The following is a 21997-nucleotide window of genomic DNA, read 5'->3' as shown; positions in this document are numbered from 1 at the left end:
GGGGATGGCCTCTTGGGGAGTAGGACCGGTTCGGGTACTGCGGCTGGCAGTTCGAATTGTGTCCGGGTTCACAGAACATCGCTATCGGGATTTCCCTGACAGAAGATTGGAGTTTTCTCACATCCTGTGTAGGACTTGTCTTACCCCCGGTCGGACATTGGCCCTATACAGCCGTCATCAGTCACAATCCTCGGTCATGAGCAGCGTACATATCCTTGCAATCGCCGGCACCTTCATGGGCGGCGTGGCCGCCCTGGCGCGGGAACTGGGCCATACGGTCAGCGGCAGTGACCAGGCCATCTACCCGCCGATGTCGACCCAGCTCGAGCAGCTGGGCATCACCCTGGACCAGGGCTACCGCGCCGACAGCGTGCCGGCCGGCACCGGCCAGGTGGTGATCGGCAACGCGCTGTCGCGCGGCAACGCGGCCGTGGAGGCCGTGCTTGATGCCGGCCAGCGCTACATTTCCGGGGCGCAGTGGCTGTCCGAGCAGGTCCTGCCAGGGCGCGATACCCTGGCCGTCGCCGGCACCCACGGCAAGACCACCACCACCACCATCCTCACCTGGCTGCTGGAAAGCGCCGGCCGCTCGCCGGGTTTCCTGATCGGCGGCGTGGCCGAGGACTTCGGCGTTTCGGCCCGGCTGGGCCAGGGCCGCGAGTTCGTGGTCGAGGCCGATGAATACGACACCGCCTTCTTCGACAAGCGCAGCAAGTTCGTGCACTACCGGCCGCTGGTGGCCATTCTCAACAACCTCGAATACGACCACGCCGACATCTTTCCGGACGTGGCGGCGATCCAGCGCCAGTTCCACCACCTGGTGCGCACGGTGCCGGCTCGCGGCCGCTTGATCGTCAACGGCGAGGACCAGCACCTGGCCGAAGTACTGGCCATGGGCTGCTGGACCCCGGTGGAGCGTTTTGGTTTCGATCCCTCGCTGGAATGGCACGCCGAACTGCTGGCCGCCGATGGCAGCGCGTTCCGCGTGCACCATCGCGGGCAGGCACTGGGTGATGTGCAGTGGTCATTGCTGGGCCGCCACAACGTGCTCAACGGCCTGGCCGCACTGGCTGCCGCGCATGCGGTGGGCGTGGCCCCGGCCGAGGTGATTCCGGCGCTGGCGCACTTCCGCAGCGTCAAGCGCCGCATGGAAGTGATCGGCAGCCACGATGGCATCACCGTCTACGATGATTTCGCCCATCACCCGACTGCGATCGCCACCACGCTGGAAGGCCTGCGTGCCAAGGTCGGCGATGCGCGCATCGTGGTCGCGATGGAGCCACGCAGCAACTCGATGCGGCTGGGCGCGCATGCGCATGCGCTGGCCCCGTCGCTGGCGCTTGCCGATGAAGTGGTGTTCCTGCATCGTCCTGAGCTCGCGTGGGACGCGGCGGCAGTGATCGCCGCCGTGCGTGGTGAAGCGCATGCGGTGCCGGATACCGACGCACTGCTGGCGCAGCTGCAGTCCAGCGTGCGCAGCGGTGACCACGTGGTGTTCATGTCCAACGGTGGCTTCGACGGCGCGCCGCGTCGCTTCCTCGCCGCCCTGCAGGCCCGATGAGCGCCGACGATTCGCTGCCGCTGTTTCCGCTGCACACCACGCTGGTGCCGGGTGCAGCGGTGGGCCTGCGTGTGTTCGAGCGCCGCTACCTGGATCTGGTCCGCGACAGCGGCCGAAGCGGCGAGGGCTTTGGTGTCTGCCTGATCCTCGATGGCCAGGAAGTGGGGGCACCGGCGACGCCTGCGGCGTATGGCGTGCAGGTACGCATCGAAGACTTCGATGTCGGCGCCGACGGCGTGCTGCAGCTGCGCCTGCGCGGCACCCGCCGCTTCCATGTCGAGCGCACCCGCGTGCGCGACAACGGCCTGGTGGTGGCCGATGTGCATTGGTGCGAGGAAGATCCCGACGACGAACTGAAGCCGCAGCATGCGCTGCTGGCCACGGTGCTGGGGCACATCATCGAGCAGGCGGGCGAGACCTATGCGCCCGCCAGCCCGGCACTGCTGGACCAGGCCAGCTGGGTCGGCTGGCGGCTGGCCGAACTGCTGCCGCTGAGCGAGCAGCAGCGCCTGCAGCTGCTGCAGATGGATGACCCGCACCAGCGGTTGCAGCAGTTGCTGGGCTGGATGCCGTAACCGGAAACCGCCAACCAAGGTTGGCGACTACCAGGGCGCGGCGGAACCGGTAGATGCCGACCTTGGTTGGCAGCCTTTTCCCGAAGCGCCAACCAAGGTTGGCATCTGCCAGGGCGCGGCGGTAGCGCCGGGCCATGCCCGGCGGCTCCATCACGGCGTGGTCTTCAACCGCAGCACCGGCAGCCCGGTTTCGCTGTGCACGTCTTCGCGCTGCGGCAGGTCCTGCACGGCGTCCTTCACCGCGTTCAACGCCGGGTCGACGCCGCGCAGCGGGTGCCACATGCCGATCCACTCGAAGTGGCGCTCGTAGCGCAGGGTCTGCGCGCTGCCCAGCCACAACGGCGTGTTGCCCGGCTGCAGCTGTGCCGGTGCAGGCCACAGGCGCAGCACATAGCGCTCATCCGGCTTCGCGCCCTGGCGCACCATCAGCAGTGCTTCCACGCGGGTGTCCAGCGTTGCCGGCAACACCGGCAGTTCATCAGCACCGGTGTTCTTGTCCAGCATCAGCAGCGCCTGCTGCCAGCCGGCCTGTTCCTGCCGCTTCCAGCCGCGCGCTTCCAGCTGTGCCTGCAGTGGTGCCAGCGGCCCGGCCACCTGCACGTCAAGCGGCCAGCGCTGGTCGTCGTCGAATTCGTTGCGGCGCGCCGGCAGCGTGGACCAGTCGTGCTGCCACCAGGCCTGCGCATCCATCGCCTGCGAGGCCGGCAGGGTCGGCTCGAAGCGTTCCAGCTTCACCGGAATGTGGCGCGGCGCGTACCACATCGCCGCTACCGCGAACACGCCATAGAACAACCAGGCCACCGGCTTTACCCAGAACGAGCGGTTGAAGCGGCGGCGGTAGGCGATGCCCAGCACCAGCAGCCAGAACGTGCCGAACAGCATGCCGCCGATCACATCGCTCAGCCAATGCGCGCCCAGGTACAGGCGCGAGAAGCCGATCAGGCTGACCACGATGCCGGACACCAGGTACGGCCAGACGCGGGTTCGGCCGGGCATCTCGCGGGCGATCAGCACCGCGAAGAAACCGAAGGTGATGGTGGCCATGGTCACCGACACCGACGGGAAGCCGAAACCGCTGCTGGCATCGACCGGGCGTACCACATCCACGGTGGCGCCCAGCAGCATGGTCAGCGCCAGGCCGAAGGCGAGTGCGGCCAGCCAGTGCGCGGCTGCCATCCAGCGCCGGCGCCAGATCAGGTAGCCCATCGCCGCCGCCGTGGCCGGCAGCAGTACCTGCCAGGCGCCCAGCGAAGCCAGTGCTGCCATCGGGTAGTCGGCCAGCGGGTTGCGCAGCGCCAGCATGGCCTGGTGCACCAGCAGGTCGATCGCCAGCGGTTCACCGTGCGCGACCACCACGGTGAGCAGCGCGAACCAGCCCCAGCCCAGCACCAGCAGCATCAACGCCAGCATCGCCAGCGGCACCGATTCACGGCGCTTGGGATCCAGCACGCCGACGGTGTAGCGGCCCAGCGTCGGGTGGCGGTTGGACCAGTCCAGCAGGCGCGCCAGCCAGTTGTCCATGCGCGCGGCCGACCAGCGGTAGCCGTACAGCACGATGGCCCAGACCAGGCTGAGGATCACCGCCAGCAGGCCGACCACCACCACCAGACGCCCGGCCACCGCCGCGACTGCGTCATAGGCTTCGCCAAGAATCCAGCCCGGCGCCAGGAACAGCACCGCCCACGAAATGCTGGCGATGCCGCTGGCCTGCACGTAACGGCTGGCTGGCATCTTCATCATGCCGGCAATGGCTGGCACGAACGGGCGGATCGCGCCGACGTAGCGTGCGATCAGGATGCTCTTGAACGCATTGCGGCGGAACAGGTTCTCGCCGCGGTCGAGTAGCTGCGGGTAGCGGCTGAACGGCCAGACGCCGCGCAGGCGGTCACCCCAGCGGCGGCCGATCCAGTAGCTGATGCCGTCGCCGGCAAAGGCGCCCAGGGCTGCAGCCGCAACCGCGTACGGCCCGGAGATCTGGCCCAGGCCGATGAACACGCCCACCGCGAACAGCAACGGCAGCGCCGGCACGATGGCGCCGAGAATGATGACCGCATCGCAGAAGGCGATGAGGAAGATAACGGCACCCGCCAGCACGGGGTGAGCGGCAATCCACGCGAGCGTGGCGTCGATCCATGAAGAGTCCATTGCCCGATTATAGGGGCGTGAAGGTGACTGGTTCCCAGCCGCTTCGTGACCGTTTGCAACCGGCGCCATCGCCTAGAATGGGCCCATGCCGCATACGCCAGACGCTCCACCGCATGCTTTGAAGGCCGACAGTTTCGGCCAGATCCTTCTTGTGAAAGGGCCCGATGGCCCCTTCGTGCGCCGTGATCTGGGCGCCACACCGCTGTGGCTGCGGCTGCCGGCCTGGTGGCTGGCCCGCCGCGAGGCACGCGCGCTGCAGCACATCCACGGCATGGCCGATGTGCCGCAGCTGCTGGCCTGGAATGGCCGCCACCTGGACCGCAGTTTCATGGCCGGCGATGCCATGTACCAGCGTCCGCCGCGCGGCGATCTGGCCTGGTTCCGCTCGGCGCGTCGGCTGCTGCAGCAGCTGCATCGCAACGGCGTTGCTCACAACGACCTGGCCAAGGAAGCCAACTGGCTGGTCACCGAGGATGGCCGGCCGGCGCTGATCGACTTCCAGCTGGCGGTGATCGGCAACCCGCGCTCGCGCTGGATGCGGCTGCTGGCCCGCGAGGATCTGCGCCACCTGCTCAAGCACAAGCGCATGTACTGCCGCGAGTCGCTCACCCCGGTGGAGAAGCGCGTGCTCAAGCGCACCTCGTGGGTGCGCGAGCTGTGGTTCGCCACCGGCAAGCCGGTCTACCGCTTCGTTACCCGCCGCATCCTGCATTGGGAAGACAATGAAGGGCAGGGGCCCAAGCCGTGAGCCGTGCGCAGGTGGTGACCGGCCCGCCGGGTGCGGGCAGCGTCCTGCGCCCACAGCTGGCTGGCGCCGACTTCGTGCACGCCTGCCAGGCGACGACCCGTCGGGATGGGCGCTCGGCCCTGCAGGCCTACCGCGACATGGCCGCGACCATTCCCGGCTGGTTCGATGGGCTGATGGCGCTGCGCAACCACGGCATGCGCCTGCTCGGCATGAAGCACCTGGGCTCGTTGCGTGCGGTGCAGGTTGTTGAGGATCCTCAACCCGGCCAGCGGCTGGGCATCTTCAACCTGCAGTCGCTGGATGACGATGCCATCGTGCTGGAAGACAACGACCGCCATCTTCGCGTGCAGCTGGCCCTGCAATGGCAGGGTGACGTGCTGGAAGTGGCCACCGTGGTGCATACCCATAACGCGTTCGGCCGGGTCTACATGCTGCCGGTGGCGCCGGTACATCGATTGATCGTGCCGCACCTGCTGCAGAAGCAGGTACGCGCCTATCGGTAGCGCAGGGCCATGCCCGGCGGCATTGAGCGTTGTGTCCGCCGGGCATGGCCCGGTGCTACCTGCTTACGGCGTTGCCGGCACCACCTGCTGGCCGATGAAGTTACGCTTGGCGTCGAAGTCGTAGGCGATCTGCAACTGCCCCACATCCGGGCAGGCGTGGCAGTCGCGCAGCGGCGTGCGGTACAGCAGGCGGATGCCGCCGTTCTCCAGCGGCGAAGCACCGGCCGACTGTGCTGGCGCGAACGGCGTGGCCTGCGGGTTGGTCTTCAGCAGTTCCTGTACGGCAGGATCGGCGCGCAGCGTGTCGTCCAATTGCACGGCATCCACGTCGATGCGCTTGCCACCGGCATCGACCAGTCGCGTGCCCTCATTGGTGTTGGCGCGGAACGGATACTCGACCGTGGCAATGCCCAGTCCTTCGTTCTCGTGCCAGGCGGTCACATAGGCCAGCTCACCGCCGCTGGACAACTGCTCGGCGGCGGTAATGGCATCGGCGCTGGCGCCACCGGCGCGCATCGCATCGCGCAGGCAATCCCGGGTGGCCGCATTTTCGCCCTGGCGGCAGGCGTTGAGATCGCCATCCCAGACCACCGCCTCGCTCCAGCGCATCTTGCCGTCGGCGGCGGCCTTCTCCGCACTGGGCGCGTCACCGGCGGGCGGCTCCTTGCCGGGTTCCGGCGAACGGCCCTGGCAGGCAGTCAGCAGGGCAAGCCCCAGGGCAGGCAGCAACAGGCGGGAACGGCGCATGGCGTGGACCTCGTGCGTTGTCTGGAGGCCCGAGTATCGTCAAGGCCGGGTGAACTCCGCGTCGGCGCGGCATACTAGCGACTCATTGCATACGCTGGAGTGTGGAACGTGGGCAGTCTGCAGGGCAAAACGCTTTTCATCACCGGTGCCTCGCGCGGCATCGGCTTGGCCATCGCACTGCGCGCTGCGCGCGACGGCGCCAATGTGGCCATTGCGGCCAAGTCGTCGGTGCCGAACCCGAAGCTGCCGGGCACCATCCATAGCGCGGCCGAAGCGGTAACGGCGGCTGGTGGCCAGGGTCTGGCCCTGAAATGCGACATCCGCGAGGAAGAGCAGGTGCAGGCGGCGGTGGCGGCCACGGTCGATACCTTCGGTGGCATCGACATCCTGATCAACAACGCCAGTGCAATCTGGCTGCGTGGCACGCTGGATACGCCAATGAAGCGTTTCGACCTGATGCAGCAGGTCAACTCGCGCGGCAGCTTCCTGTGCGCGCAGGCCTGCCTGCCTTACCTGCTGGAGGCGCCGAACCCGCACATCCTCACCCTCGCACCGCCGCCGAGCCTGGACCCAAAGTGGTGGGCACCACATACCGGCTACACGTTGGCGAAGATGGGCATGAGCTTCGTCACCCTGGGTCTGGCCGCGGAATTCGGTCCGCAGGGCGTGGCGGTGAATGCGCTGTGGCCGCGCACCGTCATCGCCACCGATGCGATCAATATGATTCCGGGCGTGGATGCGGCCGGCTGCCGCACGCCGCAGATCATGGCCGATGCCGCGCATGCGGTGCTGGTGCGCGAAGCGACGGGCTTCCACGGCCAGTTCCTGATCGATGATGAAGTGCTGGCGCAGGCCGGTATCACCGATCTTTCGGGTTACGCGGTGGATCCGTCGCGTCCGTTGTTGCCGGATCTGTTCCTGGATTGACCGCGCGTCGCGGGAAGAGGCCGAGGGCTGCGACCCTCGGCCTGCTGCGCTAGAATGCGCGGCTGTAATCGTTTTCAACAGGGATGTGAGCACATGTCACGCACTCTTTCCGTTGCGGCGCTGGCCGCTTCGCTGTCGTTGATCCTGACCGCCTGTGGTGGCAAGGCCCCCGCAGCTGCGGGCGGCGCCGCTGCCTCCGGCACGGCGGACGCCAGCGCGGCCCCGTCCGACACACAGCAGCAGTTGACCGCCAAGCTCAACGCCTACATCGGCTGCTTCAACGCGCTGGATTCGAAAACCCACGGCAGCATCCAGTCCTACACGCGCTGGATCAAGGATGTCGACGCTGGCCCGACCGGGCGCGAGACGCACGTGTACGGACCGTTCGAGATCAGCGATTACGACATGAAGCAGTGCGACGCCCCGGTGACCGAGGCGATCGCTGCCAAGCCGGCGCTGGCCGATCTCGATGCGGCTGCAGGCCATTACCAGCAGGCGCTGAAGGCGCTGGTGCCGCTCAGCAAGGACGCGCATGATTACTACGATCGCCAGGACTACGAGGACGACCAGTTCGCCAAGGGCAAGCAGCTGCACGCGCCCTTGATGGTCGCCTTCAAGGATTTCGTGGCTGCCAGCGAAACGTTCAATGCCGAGCTGGAGCGTCAGAACGACGCTGCCCAGCGCGAGCAGCTCAAGGCGCTGGAGCAGGCCGAGGGGCGCACCCGCGAGTACTACCGTCTGGCGATGATGCTGGAAGCCAAGGCCATCATGGATCTGATGAGCGAGGATGATTTCGATCAGGCCAAGGCCCGTGAACGTCTGGATGCCTTCAACCGCATTTCCGATGAAGCGCACGCCAAGGTTGCCGACCAGGAACCGGGCAAGTCGGACTGGGAAGGCTTCGAACGTGGGGCCGAGAATTTCCGGCGCGAAGGCAAGGAGCGGCTGCAGCGCGTCAGCGAGAAGAAGCCTTACACCGATTTCGAACGACGCATGCTTGATTCGCCGTCGATGGCGCCGCGTGGCTCTGCCAACAAGCTGATGCAGGAATACAACACGCTCGTTTTCCAGAGCAACCGCCAGTAACCCGCGCTTCCGTCGTGTCGTTTATGTCGCAATCGAGCAGGTCGATTGCGACATGGCACACCTTGGGGTCCCGAATGGCAGGTGCTTCGGCAGTTGGCTGAGCGGCTGCCCGCGCCATGGCCGACGATGCACGCTGCTTCTGTTTCTGCAAGGAATCGATTTGAACACATCCACGCGCATGCTTCCTCTTCTTCTGCTGGGCACGCTGGCCAGCCTGACGGGCTGCAACAAGGTCGCGGGGCTGGCTGCGGCCGACCCCAGCCTGGCCAAGATCAACGCTTACATCGAGTGCTATAACGGTGTGGAGCAGCCCGTCCATGACGGCTTCCAGACTTACACCAGCTGGATCAAGGATCCCCAAGCCGGCCCTACCGGCAAGGAGGCGCAGCCGCGTTCGCCAGGCAAGGTGCTTTCGCATCGCGTCGAGTATTGCGGCCAGCCGCTGAGCGAAGCACTGGAGAAGGCACCAGCGACGCCCTTGGATGAGCCGGTGCGCCAGTATCAGAAGGCGTTCCAGTCGCTGTATGCGCGGATTGAGAGTGCCGATGGGTACTTCACCCGTGAAGACTATCGTCGCGACGGCGGCGATGGGATGCGTGCCCAGCACGCGCCGTTGATGCAGGCGTACGCGACGTTCTTCAAGGCCAGCGAGACGCTGGATGCAGCACTGGAAAAGAACGAGGAAGAACGCCGGGCTGAACAGCTCAAGCAGATCGAGGCGGACGAAGGCCGTTCGCTGACGTACTACCAGCTGCGCATCGTGGGGGACGGCAAGCGCCTGGCGACGTCGCTGCAGGGAGAGTCGCCGGATCTACAGGGGGCGCGCACGCAGCTGGCCAGCTATCAAGCCTTGGTCAAGGAAATGCAGGACGCAGGGGTGGGCAAGGACAACCCGCTGTGGGCACATGTGCAGCGATCGACCGACGTACTGATCCGCGATGCCGGGCGTCGTGTCGATCGCCTTGCGTCAGGCAAGGCATTCACCGACCGTGAGCGCGAGCAGGAACGCGCATCCAGCGGTCGCGTGGGCTCGGCGCCCGCGGGGACGGAGGCCGCAGTGATGGCCGCCTACAACGATCTGGTGACCACCAGCAACCGCATGCGGTGAGTAACGGCGCACGCATCCATGCGTAACCGCCAAGGGGGAGTGCCGGCCGCTGGCCGGCCTGCGCCTCAATGGTTGAACGCATCCGGCAGCTGGCCACCACACTTGCGGCAATGGCGCGCATCCGGTTCGTGCCCTTCCAGTCCGCAGTCCGGGCAGCCACGCGCATCACGGCGCGCGGCCTGCTCGGCCTCGCGCATGGTGCTGGCCAGTTCGGCGGTGTAGATGCCGGTGGGCACGGCGATGATGCTGTAGCCGATCAGGATCAGCACCGAGGTCACGAAGCGGCCAAGCACGGTCTGCGGAACGATGTCGCCGAAGCCGACCGTGGCCATCGTCACCACCGCCCAGTACATGCTGGTGGGGATGCTGGTGAAACCATACTGCGGCCCCTCGATCACGTACATCAGCGCACCTGCGATGATGGTGATGGTGATCACCGTGAACAGGAACACCAGCACCTTGCGCCGGCTGCGCCACAGCGACGTCATCAGGACGCCGCTTTCCTCGATGTAGCGGGTCAGCTTGAGGATGCGGAACACGCGCAGGATGCGCAGCGCGCGCACCACCAGCAGGCTCTGCGCACCGGGAATGAACATCGACAGATAGGCGGGCAGGATCGACAGCAGGTCGATGATGCCCCAGATACTCGTCGCGTAGCGCAGCGGCCGTTTGACCACTGCCAGCCGCAGCAGGTACTCGGCAGTGAAGATGATCGTGAAGCCCCACTCAAGCACGTACAGCCACGTGGACCACTCGGCATGCAGGTGCTGCACGCTGTCGATCATCACCACCAGGATGCTGGCGATGATCGCCACCACCAGGATCAGGTCGAAATTACGCGAGGGACGGGTGTCGTGGCGGTAGATGATGTCGAACCACCGACGGCGCCAGCCGGTCTCGGTGGCAGGGTTCAGCTGGGGGGCGGAAAACGGTCGCATGGGCGCATTGTGCCGCAGGGTTTCCGGCGCGAGAATGGGGATTCCTGAACCCTGCCGACTGCCATGACCGCCGCTACCGATCCGCTGATCTCCCTTTCGCACTATTACCTGCCGGTCTACAAGCCCCGCCAGGTGGTACTGGAGCGGGGCCAGGGCGCCCGCGTGTGGGACAGCCAGGGCCGTGAGTTCATCGACCTGGCCGCCGGCATCGCCGTGTGCGGCCTGGGCCACAACGATCCGGACCTGGTCGCCGCACTGGTCGAGCAGGCCGGCAAGCTGTGGCACACCAGCAACGTGTTCTACAGCGCACCGCCGCTGCACCTGGCCGAGGAACTGGTGAAGGCCAGCCGCTTCGCCGAGCGCGTGTTCCTGTGCAACTCCGGCGCCGAAGCCAACGAAGTGGCGATCAAGATGGTCCGCAAATGGGCCTCCAGCCAGGGCCGCCCGGCCGACAAGCGGGTGATCATCACCTTCCGTGGCAGCTTCCACGGCCGCACCATGGGCGCGGTCACCGCGACTGCGCAGCCGAAGTACCAGGAAGGTTACGAGCCGCTGCCCGGTGGCTTCCGCTACATCGATTTCAACGATGAGGTGCAGCTGGAGACCGCGATGGCCGCCGGCGACGTGGCGGCGGTAATGCTGGAACCGATCCAGGGCGAGGGCGGCGTGATGCCGGCCAAGTCCGGTTTCCTCAAGCGCGTGCGCGAACTGTGCGACCAGCACAACGCACTGCTGGTGCTGGACGAGATCCAGGCCGGCATGGGCCGCACCGGCACGCTGTTCGCGCACTGGCAGGACGACGTGGTGCCGGACATGGTCACCCTGGCCAAGGCGCTGGGCGGTGGCTTCCCGATCGGCGCGATGCTGGCCGGCCCCAAGGTCGCTGAAACCATGCAGTTTGGCGCGCACGGCACCACCTTCGGTGGCAATCCGCTGGCTGCCGCCGTCGCGCGTGTGGCGCTGCGCAAGCTCGCCTCGGCGGAGATCGCCGCCAACGTCAGCCGCCAGTCGAAGGCGCTGCGCGATGGCTTCGCCCGCATCAACGACGAGTTCGGCGTGTTCAGCGACGTGCGTGGCCGGGGCCTGATGCTGGGCGCGGTGCTGAGCAAGGACTTTGCCGGCCAGGCTGGTGCGATCCTCGATCACGCTGCCGAGCAGGGCCTGCTGACCCTGCAGGCAGGCCCGGACGTGCTGCGCTTCGTGCCGTCGCTGAACATCACCGACGAAGAAGTGGCCGAAGGCCTCAAGCGCCTGCGCGCAGCGATTGCTGCGTTCATCGCCGCGCGCTGAAGCCAGCGGCGATAACTATAGAGCCGAGCCCATGCTCGGCTCTACATTGGTTCACGCAATCTGGTAACGCTTCAACACCTTGCCCAACCCACGGCCATCGCGCACGGTTTCCGCGTGCAGGCCGGCGGCACGTGCGCCGCGCACGTTGGCGAACAGATCATCGACGAACAGCGTGCGCGCAGGCGCCACGTCCAGTGCTTCCAGCGTGCGCAGGAATACCGCAGGCGCCGGTTTGCGCAGACCGAAATCCGCGCTGCAGAACACGCGGCCCTGCAGGGCCGGGAACAGTTCCGGCAGCAGGCTGGGCAACGCCTGTACCATCAGCGCGCCATTGTTGGTCAGTACGGCCAGCGGCAGCTGCAGGGCCTGCAGCCGCTGCAGTACCGCGTGCTGCGGATGGCTGGCGGCCTGGCGCGCGGCAGTCCATGTCGCCACATCGACGGTGCGGCCCAGCTGTCTGCTCAGCTGCGCCAGATAGGTGGGGCCATCCAGTACGCCGCAGTCGTGCTGCGCCTCCAGCCCGCTGTCGTACAGCGCGGCCTGCACGGTTTCCGGCGCGACATCCAGCGCCTCGGCCAAGTGCAGCACGCGCTGCGCGCGCTGGTACTGCACCAGCACGCCATCCACATCCAGCAGCAACAGGTCGATCCGCATTGGCCGAGCATGCCATTGCAGTGAACACGCGGGAAACCCTGGACCAGTCATGCGACAGACGGTCGCAGACGGGGCCGCAGGCGCCTGCCTAGAATGGCGCTTGAATCCGCAGGAGATGCAACGATGAAGGCTTGGATGGTGGCAGTGGGACTGGGCGCGCTGATGCTGGCGCCGTCGGCGATGGCGCGGGTATGTGCGGTCAGCATCGACAGCACTGACCAGATGAGCTTCAGCAGCCGCGAGATCAAGGTGGCGGCCGACTGCACCGCCGTCGACCTGACCCTGCGCCACACCGGCAAGCTGGCCGCTACCGCGATGGGCCACAACTGGGTGCTGACCCGCAGCGCCGACTACCAGCCGGTGGCAATGGCGGGCATGCGCATGACCTTGGCCGACAGCTACCTGCCGAAGGCCGACAAGCGTGTGCTGGCACACACCAAGGTGATCGGCGGCGGCGAAACCACGCGCGTGCGCTTCTCTACCCAGGGGCTGCAGAAGGGGGGCGACTACACCTTCTTCTGCTCGTTCCCCGGCCACTTCGCGATGATGAAGGGCAAGTTCGTCTTCGGTTGATGCCTTATGTAGAGTCGAGCCATGCTCGACTGCTCCGTGCCAACCAAGGTTGGCACCTACCAGATGCGGCAGTGCCAACCAAGGTTGGCACCTGCCAGAGCGAGGCTCAGCCCTTGGCGGCCTTGAACGCCACGCGCGCAGCGGCCAGCGTCGCTTCGATCACCGCATCATCGTGCGCGCTGGACAGGAAGCCGGCTTCGTACGCCGACGGTGCGAGGAACACGCCCTGGTCCAGCATCGCGTGGAAGAAGCGGTTGAACGCCGGGATGTCACAGGCGGTGGCCTGCGCATAGGTCTCCACCTTCTCGCTGGTGAAGAACAGGCCGAACATGGCGCCCACGCAGGTGGTGGTCACGGCCACGCCGGCTTCGGCGGCGGCCGCTTCCAGGCCGGCACACAGGCGCGCGGTGCGCTCGGCCAGATCGGCGTGGAACCCCGGCTGCTGTATCAGTTCCAGCATCGCCAGGCCAGCGGCCATCGCCACCGGATTACCGCTCAGCGTACCGGCCTGGTAGATCGGGCCGGCTGGTGCGATCTGCTGCATCAGCTCGCGGCGGCCGCCGTAGGCGCCCACCGGCATGCCGCCGCCGATGATCTTGCCGAAGGTGGTCAGGTCCGGGGTGATGCCGTAATGCGCCTGTGCACCGCCGAGGGCGACGCGGAAACCGGTCATCACTTCGTCGAAGATCAGCAGCGCGCCATGCTTCGTGCACAGTTCGCGCAGGTGCTGCAGGTAGCCTTCGCGTGGCGGAATACAGTTGGCGTTGCCGACCACCGGTTCGATGATCAGGCCGGCGATGTCGTCACCCTGCTGCTCGAACAGGGCAGTGGCCGCTTCGAAGTCGTTGTAGGGCAGGGTCAGGGTCAGTTCGCTCAGGCCGGCTGGCACGCCCGGTGAGGTCGGCACGCCCAGGGTCAGCATGCCGCTGCCGGCCTTGACCAGGAACGAATCGCCATGGCCGTGGTAGCAGCCCTCGAACTTGACGATGCGGTTGCGGCCGGTGGCGCCACGGGCCAGGCGGATGGCCGACAGCGTGGCCTCGGTGCCCGAGTTGACCATGCGCACCATCTCGCAGGACGGCACCAGGCGGGTGATGGTCTCGGCCATGGTCACTTCGGCCGCACAGGGCGCGCCGAAGGACAGGCCATTGTCGATCGCCTTCTTCACCGCTTGGCGCACCGCCGTGTGGTTGTGGCCGACGATCATCGGGCCCCAGGAGCCGACGTAGTCGATGTAGCGGTTGCCGTCGACGTCGTACAGGTAGGCACCGTCGGCGCGCTCGACGAAGAACGGCTCGCCGCCGACCGACTTGAACGCGCGCACCGGCGAATTGACGCCGCCCGGCAGCAGCTGCTGGGCGCGGGAGAACAAGGCGTGGGACTGGTCGTGGTTCATGCGGATTTCCTGGGCATTACGCGAACTGGGCGAGGTAGGCGCGCTGGGTCGCCACCGGGTCTTCGGCGGCGAACACGCTGCTGACCACGGCGACCAGATCGGCGCCGGCGTCGATGATGGGACCGACATTGTCCGGCGTCAGCCCGCCGATCGCCACCCGTGGCACGCCCAGTGCGGCGCTTTGCCGCAGCAGGTCGGTGTGGGCGCGGCTGCTGGTGACCTTGGTGGTGGTCGGGAAGAACGCGCCGAAGGCCACGTAACTGGCACCGGCGGCCACGGCCTTCTCGGCATTGGCCAGCTGGTCGTAGCAGGACGCGCCGATGATGGCGTCCGCGCCGAGCAGGGCGCGCGCGCTGGGGATGTCGCCATCGGTGCCGCCCAGATGCACGCCGGCGGCGCCGACCGCCTTGGCCAGCGCCGGGTCGTCGTTGACGATCAGCGGCACGCCGTGCTCCGCGCACAGCGCCTGCAGCGCGTTGGCCTGCTCCAGTCGCAGCGCGTCGCTGGCGGTCTTGTTGCGGTACTGCAGCCAGGTGGCGCCGGCGGCCAGCAGCGGCGCGGTGCGGGCCAGCAGGCGCGCGGTATCGGGCTCGTCCGGGGTGATCAGGTAGACGCCGCGGGGCGCCGGGGAAGCAGAAGTCATCGATGGCTACCGGTGAGTGGGCCGCGATGGGACAATGGCGGCCCGTGAATCCAGTCCTGATTATCCGATGAGCGACGCCACCCCCACCACCTTGCGTACCTGGATGTGCGTGGTCTGCGGCTTTCTTTACAGCGAAGCGGAAGGCTTGCCGGAAGAGGGCATCGCGCCGGGGACGCGCTGGGAAGACATTCCCGAGACCTGGACCTGCCCGGACTGCGGGGTGACCAAGGCCGATTTCGAGATGGTCGAGGTCGATTGATTGCAATGGCCGCCGGGCATGGCCCGGCGCTACCGGTGGGTGCGGACCGTTGGTCCGCACACCGGACAACCTCAATGCAGCCGCGGCACCGGCCCACCCAGGTCGATCAGCTTCTCGCGCAGCCACTGCGCATCGCTGGCTTCCGGGTTGCGCTTCAGGTACTGCCCCAGGTCATGGCGGGCACCGGCCAGGTATTCCAGCTGCAGGTAGGCCAGGCCGCGATCACGCAGCGCGTCGTCCTGCTCCGGGGCCAGTTTCAGCAGGCGGTCAGCACTGCGTGCGGCGCGGTCCCATTCGCCCGCTTCGGCATACACGCCGTGCAGGTTGCGCAGCATCCGCATCAGGATCGCGCGCGCAGGGGCCGGGTCGAGGATCTGCGCCAGCACCTGGTCGTCGGGCATCTGCCCGCCCAGGTGTGACTTGGCCCGCTCGCGCAGTTCGTCCACGTCCAGCGGGCGGCCGCCATTGAACGGGTCCATCACCAGCACGCCGTCGTCCACCGGCAGGCGCACCAGGAAGTGCCCGGGGAAGGACACGCCATCCAGCGGGATTCCCAGCCGGCGCGCGACTTCCATCTGCACCAGCGCCAGCGAGATCGGGTTGCCCAGGCGGCGCTCGAATACCTGGTTGAGGTAGCTGTTGCGCGGGTCGTAGTACTCGTCGTGGTCGCCGCTGTAGCCCAGCTCGTCGAACAGGTGGCGGTTGATCGCCGCCATCTTCAGCGGGCTGTTGTCGATGCTGTCCACTTCCGAGCGGAGGTGATCGACGTGGCTCTGGATCAGCGCGTCGTACGTGGACGGCTGCAGATCGGGGTATTCGTCGCGCGCGATCAGCAGCGCGGTCGGCAACAGTGGCAGCGCCTCGTCTTCGAGGTCGGCCAGTGCATCCCAGTCGGGGAGTGAGATCCGGTCCTGCATGACCACAGACTGGCGTCATTCGCAGGCGGTTTCAAGCGGTGCCGCGTGAAAAGAACATCGTCTTGGAACTGTCGTGTCGATCAAGGTCGACACCTACCAACAGCCGCCGGCCAACTGTCAGAGGCGGGGCGGTGTGGGCTTGCAGGGCCGCAGGCGCCATGGATGGTGCCTACGAGCCCCCAGGGATGGGTTTACGGCGTGTCCTGCAGGCCCACACCGCCCCGCCATCCCTCGGTAGCCCAGCTTTTGCCTTTGATGTTGATTCGGCGGGTGCCGGGCGCAGCCCGGCAGAACCCTGTTACTCGATGCCCGGGCCGAAGGTCAGCTCAGTGCCGTCCTTCAGCTTGAGTTTCTCCGCCTGGCCGGCATTGAGCTCCAGCACATAGCGCGCCGGGCCTCCGCTGGGGTAGGGCGGGCACATGTCCCCGGCCGAGCACGGCGGCACATCGCGCTGCTGGCTGACCAGCTTGCGCTCGCTGTCGAAGTACAGGATGTCCAGCGCAAGCTTGGTGTTCTTCATCCAGTACGCCTGCATTTCTTCGCGGTCGTGGATGAACAACATGCCGTGGTCAGCGGCCATCTGGTCGCGGAACATCAGTCCGCGCGCGCGGGTTTCATCGTTGGTGGCCAGCTCTACCTGGTAGCGCGCACCATCCAGCTCGACCCAGTGGCGAGCCGCATCGGTGGCGCAGCCGGCCAGGGCCAGCAGCGCAAGCATCAGCAGCGAACGCAACAGTGACATCGTCAGGATCCTTGCAAAGGTCAGAGCACGACCGGCGGCTCGCCGCCGACGATCACCACATCGGCGCGACGGCGCGCGAACAGGCCGACGCAGACCACGCCCGGCAGCTGGTTGAGCTCGCGCTCCAGCTTTTCCGGATCGGTGATCTGCAGGTTGTGGATGTCCAGGATCTGGTTGCCGTTGTCGGTCACCACGCCTTCGCGCCAGGTCGGCTGGCCGCCGGTCATGTCGCGGATCTGGCGGGCGATCAGGCTGCGCGCCATCGGAATCACCTCCACCGGCAGCGGGAATCTGCCCAGCACCGGCACCTGCTTGCTCGGGTCGACGATGCAGATGAAGCGCTCGCTGGCCTCGGCGATGATCTTCTCGCGGGTCAGCGCGGCACCGCCGCCCTTGATCAGGCACTTGTTGGCATCGCACTCATCGGCGCCGTCCACGTACAGCGACAGGTTGCCGCTGTGGTTCAGCTCGATCACCTCGATGCCGTGCTGCTTCAGGCGCGCGGTGCTCTGTTCGGAGCTGGACACGGCGCCCTTGATGCGGTGCTGGATGCGGGCCAGGGCATCGATGAAATAGGCCACGGTGGAACCGGTGCCGACACCGACGATCATGCCGTCTTCAACGTACTCGATGGCTTTCTCGGCGGCCAGGCGCTTGGCTTCGGACATGGGAGAACTCTCAGGCAGGGAATCAGGATTTCTTTTCCAGCGACAGCAGCAGCTTCCACTGCGCAGCGGTCACCGGAAACACCGACAGGCGGTTGCCCTTGGCAACCAGCGGGAAGCCTTCGCCCAGCGCTTCGGCGTGCAGCTTGATCTCGTCCAGCGCGATCACCTGCTTGAGCTTGCGGTCGAAGGCCACGTCCACCAGCATCCAGCGCGGGTTCTCGCGCGTGCTCTTGGGGTCGTGGTAGTCGGATTTCGGGTCGAACTGGGTGTCGTCCGGGTAGGCCGTGCTGGCCACCGTGGCCAGACCGACGATGCCCGGCACCTTGGTATTGGAGTGGTAGAACAGGATGCCGTCGCCCACCTGCATGCCATCGCGCATGAAGTTGCGCGCCTGGTAGTTGCGCACCCCGTTCCAGGGTTCGACCTTGACCTTGGCCAGGTCATCGATGGAGAAGGCGTCCGGTTCGGACTTCATCAGCCAGTAGCGCTTGCGGGCGGTCATGCGTTCACGGGGGCAGCGGAGGGGAACAGGGTGCCGTCTTCGGTGCAGATCGCATCCACCGGCACGTCCCACGACGCCACCGGCAAGGACTCGACCTGCTGCACCGCGAACGCCGCGCCGACCAGCCAGGGCGGCGCCGGCCGGTCGTGGCGGAAGGCGAAGCTGCGATCATACCAGCCGCCCCCCATGCCCAGCCGTCGGCACTGTGTGTCGAATCCCACCAGCGGGGTGACCACCAGCGCCATCTGCGCCGGTTCCAGGGTGTCTTCCACGGCTACATCCGGCTCGGGGATGCCGTAACGGTTGCTGGTCAGCGGTTGTCCGGGCCGCCACGGCGCGAAGCGCAGCGTGTCGCCTGCCAGAATCGGCAGGCAGTAGGTCAGTGTGTCGGGTAGCTGCAACTGCCACCGGTGCAGGGCGATTTCGCCATCCAGCGCCCAGTAGCCGGCCACCGTACCTTTGCGCGGGGCGAAGGGCAGGGCCAGCAGGGCATCGGCGAGGGATTCGGCGGCGGCGATGCGCTCACCGGCGGAAAGGTCGCGGCGGCGTTGCCGCAGGTCGTGGCGCAGGGCCTGGCGCGGGTCGGTCATGGCAGCGTGCGGCAAGGATCAGCCGTCATTGTGCCGGAAAGAACAAGGGCGACGCCCGAAGACGCCGCCCTTGCTGGAATATTGCATTCTCCGCAATGTCGATGCATGCGAAACGACCTTGAACCCGGGGGCTCAAGTGGGAACGCTGGAGAACCATCGGGCTTCCCGCTACAAGGCGGACCTGCACTCCCGGCGCTGTCGCGCTCCCGGTGTCGTTCTTAAGGGACAAGGCGAATGTTTGCACATGCCGTCGAGTACCGCAGAGAACGCGTGGCCATTATAGCCAGCACACAGGATCTGGATAGGCCGTTCGTCGGCAACAGTCCGTGCCAATTCAGATATGAGAAGACGCGTTATGCGCGTTTCTCACGCACCGCCGTCAATCGCACGGTCCAGGCGCCGGTTCAGGTCGGCCAGCGTCTGCTGCAGCGCCACCGCCTGGCGGGCGTTCTCGTCGCGCAGCAGCTGCAGTTCGTGGGCCAGGTTCAGCGCGGCCAGCACGGCCACGCGGTCCACCGCAGCCATGCGGTTGCTGCCACGGATCTCGCGCATGCGTGCATCGAGCAGGCGCGCCGCCGCCATCAGGCTGTCGCGTTCATCACCGCCGACACCCACGGTGTATTCACGATCGAGGATGCGGACACTGACCGGTTCGGCGCTCATGTGTGCTGCTCCAGGGATTTGAGCCGGCTGATCATTGCTTCCACCCGCGAGCGCGCCTGTTCGTTCTTGGCCAGCAGCGTGGAGCGCTCGGCCACCAGTTGTTCCTGCTGGTGGCGCAGGCTGCGGTTCTCCTCGGCCAGCCGCTGGTTGCGTTCAAGCAACGCTTCCACGCGGGCGGCGAAGTCCTGCAGCTGGGCAAGGGGATCGGCGGGTTCCATGCGGGCACGATAGGCAAGCGGGGCAAGGGCGGTCAAGCGCTGTCGCAGCAAGGCCCGGCGGCCACGGGGAGGAGACCGTCAGGTTGCTACACTAGGCGGTCTCACGGGCGCGCGCGTGCGCGCTCCTGGTTTCCTTATCCGAACGAGCCGCACGATGACCGAACTTCCCTCCGTCGACGACGTTTCCCGCGCCAGCCAGGCGCTGGGCCTGGGTGCCACCGCTGCCGAGCTGCACGGTGCGCTGTGTGGCTGGCTGGCCGCTGGCGGCGCCCCCGGCAATGACTGGCCGGCGCGCGTGCTGGCCGACGACAATCTGGCCCCGGTGGCCGCCGACAGTGTGCTGGCTCAGCTGCTGCAGGCCACCATCAAGCAGCTGGAAGACCGCGACTTCGCCTTCGAGCTGCTGCTGACCGACAACGACGACGTGGCCGCGCAGGCCGATGCCATGTTCGCCTGGACCCGCAGCTTCCTCGGCGGCTTCGGCCTGGGCAGTGGCGGCCATCGCCCGGCGCTGTCCGAAGAGGGCGAAGAAGCGTTGAACGACATGGCCAGCCTGGCCCGCGCCTCCAGCGAGGACTTCGAGGCCGGTGGTGACGATGACGACGAAGCACTGTCGGAGATCGAGGAGTTCATCCGCGTGGCGGTGCTGTTGCTGCACGGTGACGTGGTGCTGGCCTCGCGCCATCGGCAGCGGCTGAATTGATGGATATCAAGCAGCGCACCGGCATCGCGGCCGGCGAGTACAAGCGTCGCCGCCGCCAGCTGATGGACATGGCCGGCGAGGACGCGATCCTGGTGCTGCCCGCCGCAGCCGAGAAGGTGCGCAGCCTGGATACCCATTACCCGTTCCGGCAGGATTCGGACTTCCAGTACCTGAGTGGCTTCCCGGAACCGGAAGCGGTGCTGGTGCTGATTCCCGGTCGCCGCCATGGCGAGGCGATCCTGTTCTGCCGCGAGCGCGACGCCGAGCGCGAAGCCTGGGACGGTGGCCGTGCCGGCCAGGAAGGCGCGGTGGCGCAGTACGGCATGGACGATGCCTATCCGATCGATGATCTGGACGAGATCCTGCCGGGCCTGCTGGAAGGGCGTTCGCGCGTCTATTACCACTTCGGCCGCGATGCCGACTTCGACCTGAAGCTGATCGGCTGGGTCAACCGTGTTCGTTCGCAGGTGCGCCACGGCGCGCAACCGCCGCATGAGTTCCTGGAGCTGGGCCATCTGCTGCACGAGCAGCGCCTGTTCAAGTCCGGTTCGGAAGTAGCGCTGATGCACCATGCCGCGCAGATCAGCGTGCGCGCGCACCTGGCGGCGATGAAGGCAGCGAAGGCGGGCATTCACGAGTACGAACTGCAGGCCGAACTGGAACGGGTGTTCCGTGCCAACGATGCGGTGCCGGCGTACTGCAGCATTGTCGGTGCCGGCCGCAACGGTTGCATCCTGCATTACCGCGACAACAACGCGCGTTCGCGTGACGGCGAACTGGTGCTGATCGATGCCGGTGCCGAGTACCGTGGCTATGCCAGCGACATCACCCGCACGTTCCCGGTGAATGGCCGCTTCAGTGCCGAACAGCGCGCGCTGCACGACCTGGTCGGTGATGCACAGGCCGCGGCACTGGCCCAGGCCAAGCCGGGCGTGGCCTATGAGATGGGCCACCTGGCGGCGGTGCAGACCCTGACCGAAGGCCTGCTGCGGCTGGGCCTGCTGAAGGGCACGCTGGAAAAGAACCTGTCCGAGGGCCTGTACCAGCGCTTCTACCGGCACAAGACCGGGCACTGGATCGGCATGGACGTGCACGACGTGGGCGACTACCGCCTGGCCGGCGATTCGCGCCTGCTGGAGCCGGGCATGGCGTTCACCATCGAGCCGGGGCTGTACATCGGCGTGGACGACACGACGGTGGAATCGCGCTGGCGCGGTATCGGCATCCGCACCGAGGACGATGTGCTGATCACCGATGACGGCCATCGCGTGCTGACCGAGGGCCTGGCGCGCAGCGCCGACGAGATCGAAGCGGTGATGGCGGGGTAAGAGGGGTTTCGGCAGGGCTTGCAGCCCTGCACCCGCAGAGGCAACAGCCAAGGCCAAAGCCAATGCCAAAGCCAAGACCAAAGCGGGCTATCCGTGGGATGGCGGGGCACTGTGGGATTGCGGGGACGCCGTGAATCCATCCCTGGAGGCTTGGTCGCGGCATCCATGCCGCTCACACCCCGCAAGCCCACAGTGCCCCGCCTTCGACAGGTTCACGCGGCTGTTGGTAACGGCGGTTGTTGGAACGAACGACGATTGGTAGGTGTCGACCTTGGTCGACACAGAGCGAGCGCAGCGAGCGACCCGCTTTTGCTTTTCTTTTTTCTTTTCCGTGGTTGAACGCGCGCAGGAAACTGTCAGGGGTGGGGCGGGGGGGGGGGGGGGGGGGGCGGGGCGCCCGGGCCCCCCCCCCCCCCCCCCCCCCCCCCCCCGCCCGCCCCCCCCCCCCCCCCCCCCCCCCCCCCCCCCCCCCCCCCCCCCCCCCCCCCCCCCCCCCCCCCCCCCCCCCCCCCC

The 21997-nt window shown here is 67.0% G+C and carries 25 protein-coding genes and 1 other RNA gene; 12 read left to right on the top strand and 14 right to left on the bottom strand.

The window, feature by feature from the left end:
* Positions 1–196 precede the first annotated feature (196 nt).
* Together mpl and V9K93_RS05175 are read left to right on the top strand one after the other, a co-directional pair.
* Positions 197–1561: a UDP-N-acetylmuramate:L-alanyl-gamma-D-glutamyl-meso-diaminopimelate ligase gene (gene mpl, locus V9K93_RS05180; RefSeq protein WP_046983028.1), complete on the top strand. Its 1365-nt coding sequence runs from the start codon at positions 197–199 to the stop codon at positions 1559–1561.
* Positions 1558–2136 (top strand): LON peptidase substrate-binding domain-containing protein, encoded by a 579-nt coding sequence (locus V9K93_RS05175; RefSeq protein WP_136639597.1) that lies wholly within the window; start codon positions 1558–1560, stop codon positions 2134–2136. The genes mpl and V9K93_RS05175 overlap by 4 nt, the downstream gene beginning before the upstream one ends.
* A gap of 150 nt (positions 2137–2286) precedes the next feature.
* Here the strand turns inward: V9K93_RS05175 and V9K93_RS05170 are convergent, their stop codons facing one another.
* A complete protein-coding gene (locus V9K93_RS05170) occupies positions 2287–4281 on the bottom strand; it encodes a bifunctional DedA family/phosphatase PAP2 family protein (protein WP_337302160.1) in 1995 nt (664 codons plus the stop codon).
* Positions 4282–4366: 85 nt separating this feature from the next.
* Between V9K93_RS05170 and V9K93_RS05165 the strand changes: the two genes are divergently transcribed.
* Both V9K93_RS05165 and V9K93_RS05160 read left to right on the top strand, forming a co-directional pair.
* Positions 4367–5029: a serine/threonine-protein kinase gene (locus V9K93_RS05165; RefSeq protein ID WP_006389922.1), complete on the top strand. Its 663-nt coding sequence runs from the start codon at positions 4367–4369 to the stop codon at positions 5027–5029.
* Positions 5026–5532, top strand: coding sequence for a DUF2867 domain-containing protein (locus tag V9K93_RS05160; RefSeq protein WP_337302159.1), 507 nt, complete (start codon positions 5026–5028; stop codon positions 5530–5532). Before V9K93_RS05165 ends, V9K93_RS05160 begins: the two co-directional genes overlap by 4 nt.
* A 63-nt stretch (positions 5533–5595) precedes the next feature.
* Here V9K93_RS05160 and V9K93_RS05155 read toward each other — a convergent pair whose 3' ends face one another.
* Entirely contained in the window at positions 5596–6279 is a 684-nt protein-coding gene (locus tag V9K93_RS05155) for a hypothetical protein (RefSeq protein WP_046983025.1), read from the bottom strand.
* Between the two features lie 108 nt (positions 6280–6387).
* Here V9K93_RS05155 and V9K93_RS05150 point away from each other — a divergent pair, with 108 nt between their 5' ends.
* From V9K93_RS05150 to V9K93_RS05140, 3 genes are all read left to right on the top strand, one after another.
* A complete protein-coding gene (locus tag V9K93_RS05150) occupies positions 6388–7206 on the top strand; it encodes an SDR family oxidoreductase (protein ID WP_046983024.1) in 819 nt (272 codons plus the stop codon).
* Between the two features lie 93 nt (positions 7207–7299).
* Positions 7300–8292: a YiiG family protein gene (locus V9K93_RS05145; RefSeq protein WP_046983023.1), complete on the top strand. Its 993-nt coding sequence runs from the start codon at positions 7300–7302 to the stop codon at positions 8290–8292.
* 178 nt (positions 8293–8470) lie between these two features.
* Positions 8471–9400 (top strand): YiiG family protein, encoded by a 930-nt coding sequence (locus V9K93_RS05140; protein WP_211195217.1) that lies wholly within the window; start codon positions 8471–8473, stop codon positions 9398–9400.
* A gap of 65 nt (positions 9401–9465) precedes the next feature.
* On the opposite strand, the gene V9K93_RS05135 is transcribed toward V9K93_RS05140, so the two are convergent.
* Positions 9466–10338, bottom strand: coding sequence for an ion transporter (locus V9K93_RS05135; RefSeq protein WP_136639602.1), 873 nt, complete (start codon positions 10336–10338; stop codon positions 9466–9468).
* Positions 10339–10401: 63 nt separating this feature from the next.
* Between V9K93_RS05135 and V9K93_RS05130 the strand changes: the two genes are divergently transcribed.
* Positions 10402–11628 (top strand): acetylornithine transaminase, encoded by a 1227-nt coding sequence (locus V9K93_RS05130; protein ID WP_006467246.1) that lies wholly within the window; start codon positions 10402–10404, stop codon positions 11626–11628.
* A gap of 51 nt (positions 11629–11679) precedes the next feature.
* Here the strand turns inward: V9K93_RS05130 and V9K93_RS05125 are convergent, their stop codons facing one another.
* On the bottom strand, positions 11680–12282 hold the full coding sequence (locus V9K93_RS05125) for an HAD-IA family hydrolase (protein WP_295376936.1): 603 nt from the start codon (positions 12280–12282) through the stop codon (positions 11680–11682).
* Between the two features lie 123 nt (positions 12283–12405).
* Between V9K93_RS05125 and azu the strand changes: the two genes are divergently transcribed.
* A complete protein-coding gene (gene azu, locus V9K93_RS05120) occupies positions 12406–12855 on the top strand; it encodes an azurin (protein WP_006389875.1) in 450 nt (149 codons plus the stop codon).
* Positions 12856–12961: 106 nt separating this feature from the next.
* On the opposite strand, the gene hemL is transcribed toward azu, so the two are convergent.
* Together hemL and thiE are read right to left on the bottom strand one after the other, a co-directional pair.
* Positions 12962–14251, bottom strand: a complete 1290-nt coding sequence (gene hemL / locus V9K93_RS05115) for a glutamate-1-semialdehyde 2,1-aminomutase (RefSeq protein WP_337302158.1) — start codon at positions 14249–14251, stop codon at positions 12962–12964.
* A 16-nt stretch (positions 14252–14267) separates the two neighbouring features.
* Positions 14268–14894 (bottom strand): thiamine phosphate synthase, encoded by a 627-nt coding sequence (thiE, locus tag V9K93_RS05110; protein WP_046983016.1) that lies wholly within the window; start codon positions 14892–14894, stop codon positions 14268–14270.
* Between the two features lie 34 nt (positions 14895–14928).
* On the opposite strand from thiE, the gene V9K93_RS05105 reads away from it, so the two are divergent.
* On the top strand, positions 14929–15153 hold the full coding sequence (locus tag V9K93_RS05105) for a rubredoxin (protein ID WP_014038358.1): 225 nt from the start codon (positions 14929–14931) through the stop codon (positions 15151–15153).
* A gap of 71 nt (positions 15154–15224) precedes the next feature.
* Here V9K93_RS05105 and V9K93_RS05100 read toward each other — a convergent pair whose 3' ends face one another.
* The 8 genes from V9K93_RS05100 to V9K93_RS05065 all read right to left on the bottom strand — a co-directional run bounded on the left by V9K93_RS05100 (position 15225) and on the right by V9K93_RS05065 (position 19453).
* Positions 15225–16070, bottom strand: a complete 846-nt coding sequence (locus tag V9K93_RS05100; protein WP_010484022.1) for a SirB1 family protein — start codon at positions 16068–16070, stop codon at positions 15225–15227.
* A 298-nt stretch (positions 16071–16368) separates the two neighbouring features.
* Positions 16369–16812, bottom strand: coding sequence for a DUF192 domain-containing protein (locus V9K93_RS05095; RefSeq protein ID WP_337302157.1), 444 nt, complete (start codon positions 16810–16812; stop codon positions 16369–16371).
* Between the two features lie 20 nt (positions 16813–16832).
* A complete protein-coding gene (rpiA, locus tag V9K93_RS05090; protein WP_046988281.1) occupies positions 16833–17480 on the bottom strand; it encodes a ribose-5-phosphate isomerase RpiA in 648 nt (215 codons plus the stop codon).
* A 22-nt stretch (positions 17481–17502) separates the two neighbouring features.
* The gene (locus V9K93_RS05085) at positions 17503–17982 is read right to left on the bottom strand and encodes an EVE domain-containing protein (protein ID WP_012512007.1); all 480 of its coding nucleotides are present in this window, start codon (positions 17980–17982) and stop codon (positions 17503–17505) included.
* A complete protein-coding gene (locus tag V9K93_RS05080; protein ID WP_046988282.1) occupies positions 17979–18572 on the bottom strand; it encodes a 5-formyltetrahydrofolate cyclo-ligase in 594 nt (197 codons plus the stop codon). Before V9K93_RS05080 ends, V9K93_RS05085 begins: the two co-directional genes overlap by 4 nt.
* Positions 18573–18655: 83 nt before the next feature.
* Positions 18656–18841: non-coding RNA, 6S RNA (gene ssrS / locus V9K93_RS05075), on the bottom strand.
* A gap of 97 nt (positions 18842–18938) precedes the next feature.
* Complete coding sequence (locus tag V9K93_RS05070; RefSeq protein ID WP_006467013.1) at positions 18939–19235, bottom strand: cell division protein ZapA; 297 nt, start codon at positions 19233–19235, stop codon at positions 18939–18941.
* Positions 19232–19453 (bottom strand): TIGR02449 family protein, encoded by a 222-nt coding sequence (locus V9K93_RS05065; protein WP_005410898.1) that lies wholly within the window; start codon positions 19451–19453, stop codon positions 19232–19234. Before V9K93_RS05065 ends, V9K93_RS05070 begins: the two co-directional genes overlap by 4 nt.
* 154 nt (positions 19454–19607) lie before the next feature.
* Here V9K93_RS05065 and V9K93_RS05060 point away from each other — a divergent pair, with 154 nt between their 5' ends.
* Together V9K93_RS05060 and V9K93_RS05055 are read left to right on the top strand one after the other, a co-directional pair.
* Positions 19608–20156, top strand: coding sequence for a YecA/YgfB family protein (locus tag V9K93_RS05060; RefSeq protein ID WP_046988283.1), 549 nt, complete (start codon positions 19608–19610; stop codon positions 20154–20156).
* Between the two features lie 5 nt (positions 20157–20161).
* Positions 20162–21484: an aminopeptidase P N-terminal domain-containing protein gene (locus V9K93_RS05055; RefSeq protein WP_337302400.1), complete on the top strand. Its 1323-nt coding sequence runs from the start codon at positions 20162–20164 to the stop codon at positions 21482–21484.
* Positions 21485–21997: the final 513 nt, after the last annotated feature.

Source organism: Stenotrophomonas sp. CCNWLW162, from assembly GCF_037203745.1.
GTDB classification, from domain to species: Bacteria; Pseudomonadota; Gammaproteobacteria; order Xanthomonadales; family Xanthomonadaceae; genus Stenotrophomonas; species Stenotrophomonas maltophilia_AQ.
Note: the sequence above shows the minus strand (reverse complement) of the source record. Positions and strands in the feature narration are given on the sequence as shown.

Bases quoted from the DNA above. Each gene is read 5' to 3' on its own strand.
- V9K93_RS05165 (WP_006389922.1), top strand. From the start codon at position 4,367: ATGCCGCATACGCCAGACGCTCCACCGCATGCTTTGAAGGCCGACAGT.
- V9K93_RS05125 (WP_295376936.1), bottom strand. From the start codon at position 12,282: ATGCGGATCGACCTGTTGCTGCTGGATGTGGATGGCGTGCTGGTGCAG.
- V9K93_RS05135 (WP_136639602.1), bottom strand. From the start codon at position 10,338: ATGCGACCGTTTTCCGCCCCCCAGCTGAACCCTGCCACCGAGACCGGC.
- azu (WP_006389875.1), top strand. From the start codon at position 12,406: ATGAAGGCTTGGATGGTGGCAGTGGGACTGGGCGCGCTGATGCTGGCG.
- V9K93_RS05065 (WP_005410898.1), bottom strand. From the start codon at position 19,453: ATGGAACCCGCCGATCCCCTTGCCCAGCTGCAGGACTTCGCCGCCCGC.
- V9K93_RS05080 (WP_046988282.1), bottom strand. From the start codon at position 18,572: ATGACCGACCCGCGCCAGGCCCTGCGCCACGACCTGCGGCAACGCCGC.
- hemL (WP_337302158.1), bottom strand. From the start codon at position 14,251: ATGAACCACGACCAGTCCCACGCCTTGTTCTCCCGCGCCCAGCAGCTG.
- V9K93_RS05085 (WP_012512007.1), bottom strand. From the start codon at position 17,982: ATGACCGCCCGCAAGCGCTACTGGCTGATGAAGTCCGAACCGGACGCC.
- V9K93_RS05170 (WP_337302160.1), bottom strand. From the start codon at position 4,281: ATGGACTCTTCATGGATCGACGCCACGCTCGCGTGGATTGCCGCTCAC.
- V9K93_RS05105 (WP_014038358.1), top strand. From the start codon at position 14,929: ATGGCGGCCCGTGAATCCAGTCCTGATTATCCGATGAGCGACGCCACC.
- V9K93_RS05145 (WP_046983023.1), top strand. From the start codon at position 7,300: ATGTCACGCACTCTTTCCGTTGCGGCGCTGGCCGCTTCGCTGTCGTTG.
- thiE (WP_046983016.1), bottom strand. From the start codon at position 14,894: ATGACTTCTGCTTCCCCGGCGCCCCGCGGCGTCTACCTGATCACCCCG.
- V9K93_RS05070 (WP_006467013.1), bottom strand. From the start codon at position 19,235: ATGAGCGCCGAACCGGTCAGTGTCCGCATCCTCGATCGTGAATACACC.
- rpiA (WP_046988281.1), bottom strand. From the start codon at position 17,480: ATGTCCGAAGCCAAGCGCCTGGCCGCCGAGAAAGCCATCGAGTACGTT.
- V9K93_RS05095 (WP_337302157.1), bottom strand. From the start codon at position 16,812: ATGTCACTGTTGCGTTCGCTGCTGATGCTTGCGCTGCTGGCCCTGGCC.
- mpl (WP_046983028.1), top strand. From the start codon at position 197: ATGAGCAGCGTACATATCCTTGCAATCGCCGGCACCTTCATGGGCGGC.
- V9K93_RS05155 (WP_046983025.1), bottom strand. From the start codon at position 6,279: ATGCGCCGTTCCCGCCTGTTGCTGCCTGCCCTGGGGCTTGCCCTGCTG.
- V9K93_RS05140 (WP_211195217.1), top strand. From the start codon at position 8,471: ATGCTTCCTCTTCTTCTGCTGGGCACGCTGGCCAGCCTGACGGGCTGC.
- V9K93_RS05175 (WP_136639597.1), top strand. From the start codon at position 1,558: ATGAGCGCCGACGATTCGCTGCCGCTGTTTCCGCTGCACACCACGCTG.
- V9K93_RS05060 (WP_046988283.1), top strand. From the start codon at position 19,608: ATGACCGAACTTCCCTCCGTCGACGACGTTTCCCGCGCCAGCCAGGCG.
- V9K93_RS05100 (WP_010484022.1), bottom strand. From the start codon at position 16,070: ATGCAGGACCGGATCTCACTCCCCGACTGGGATGCACTGGCCGACCTC.
- V9K93_RS05130 (WP_006467246.1), top strand. From the start codon at position 10,402: ATGACCGCCGCTACCGATCCGCTGATCTCCCTTTCGCACTATTACCTG.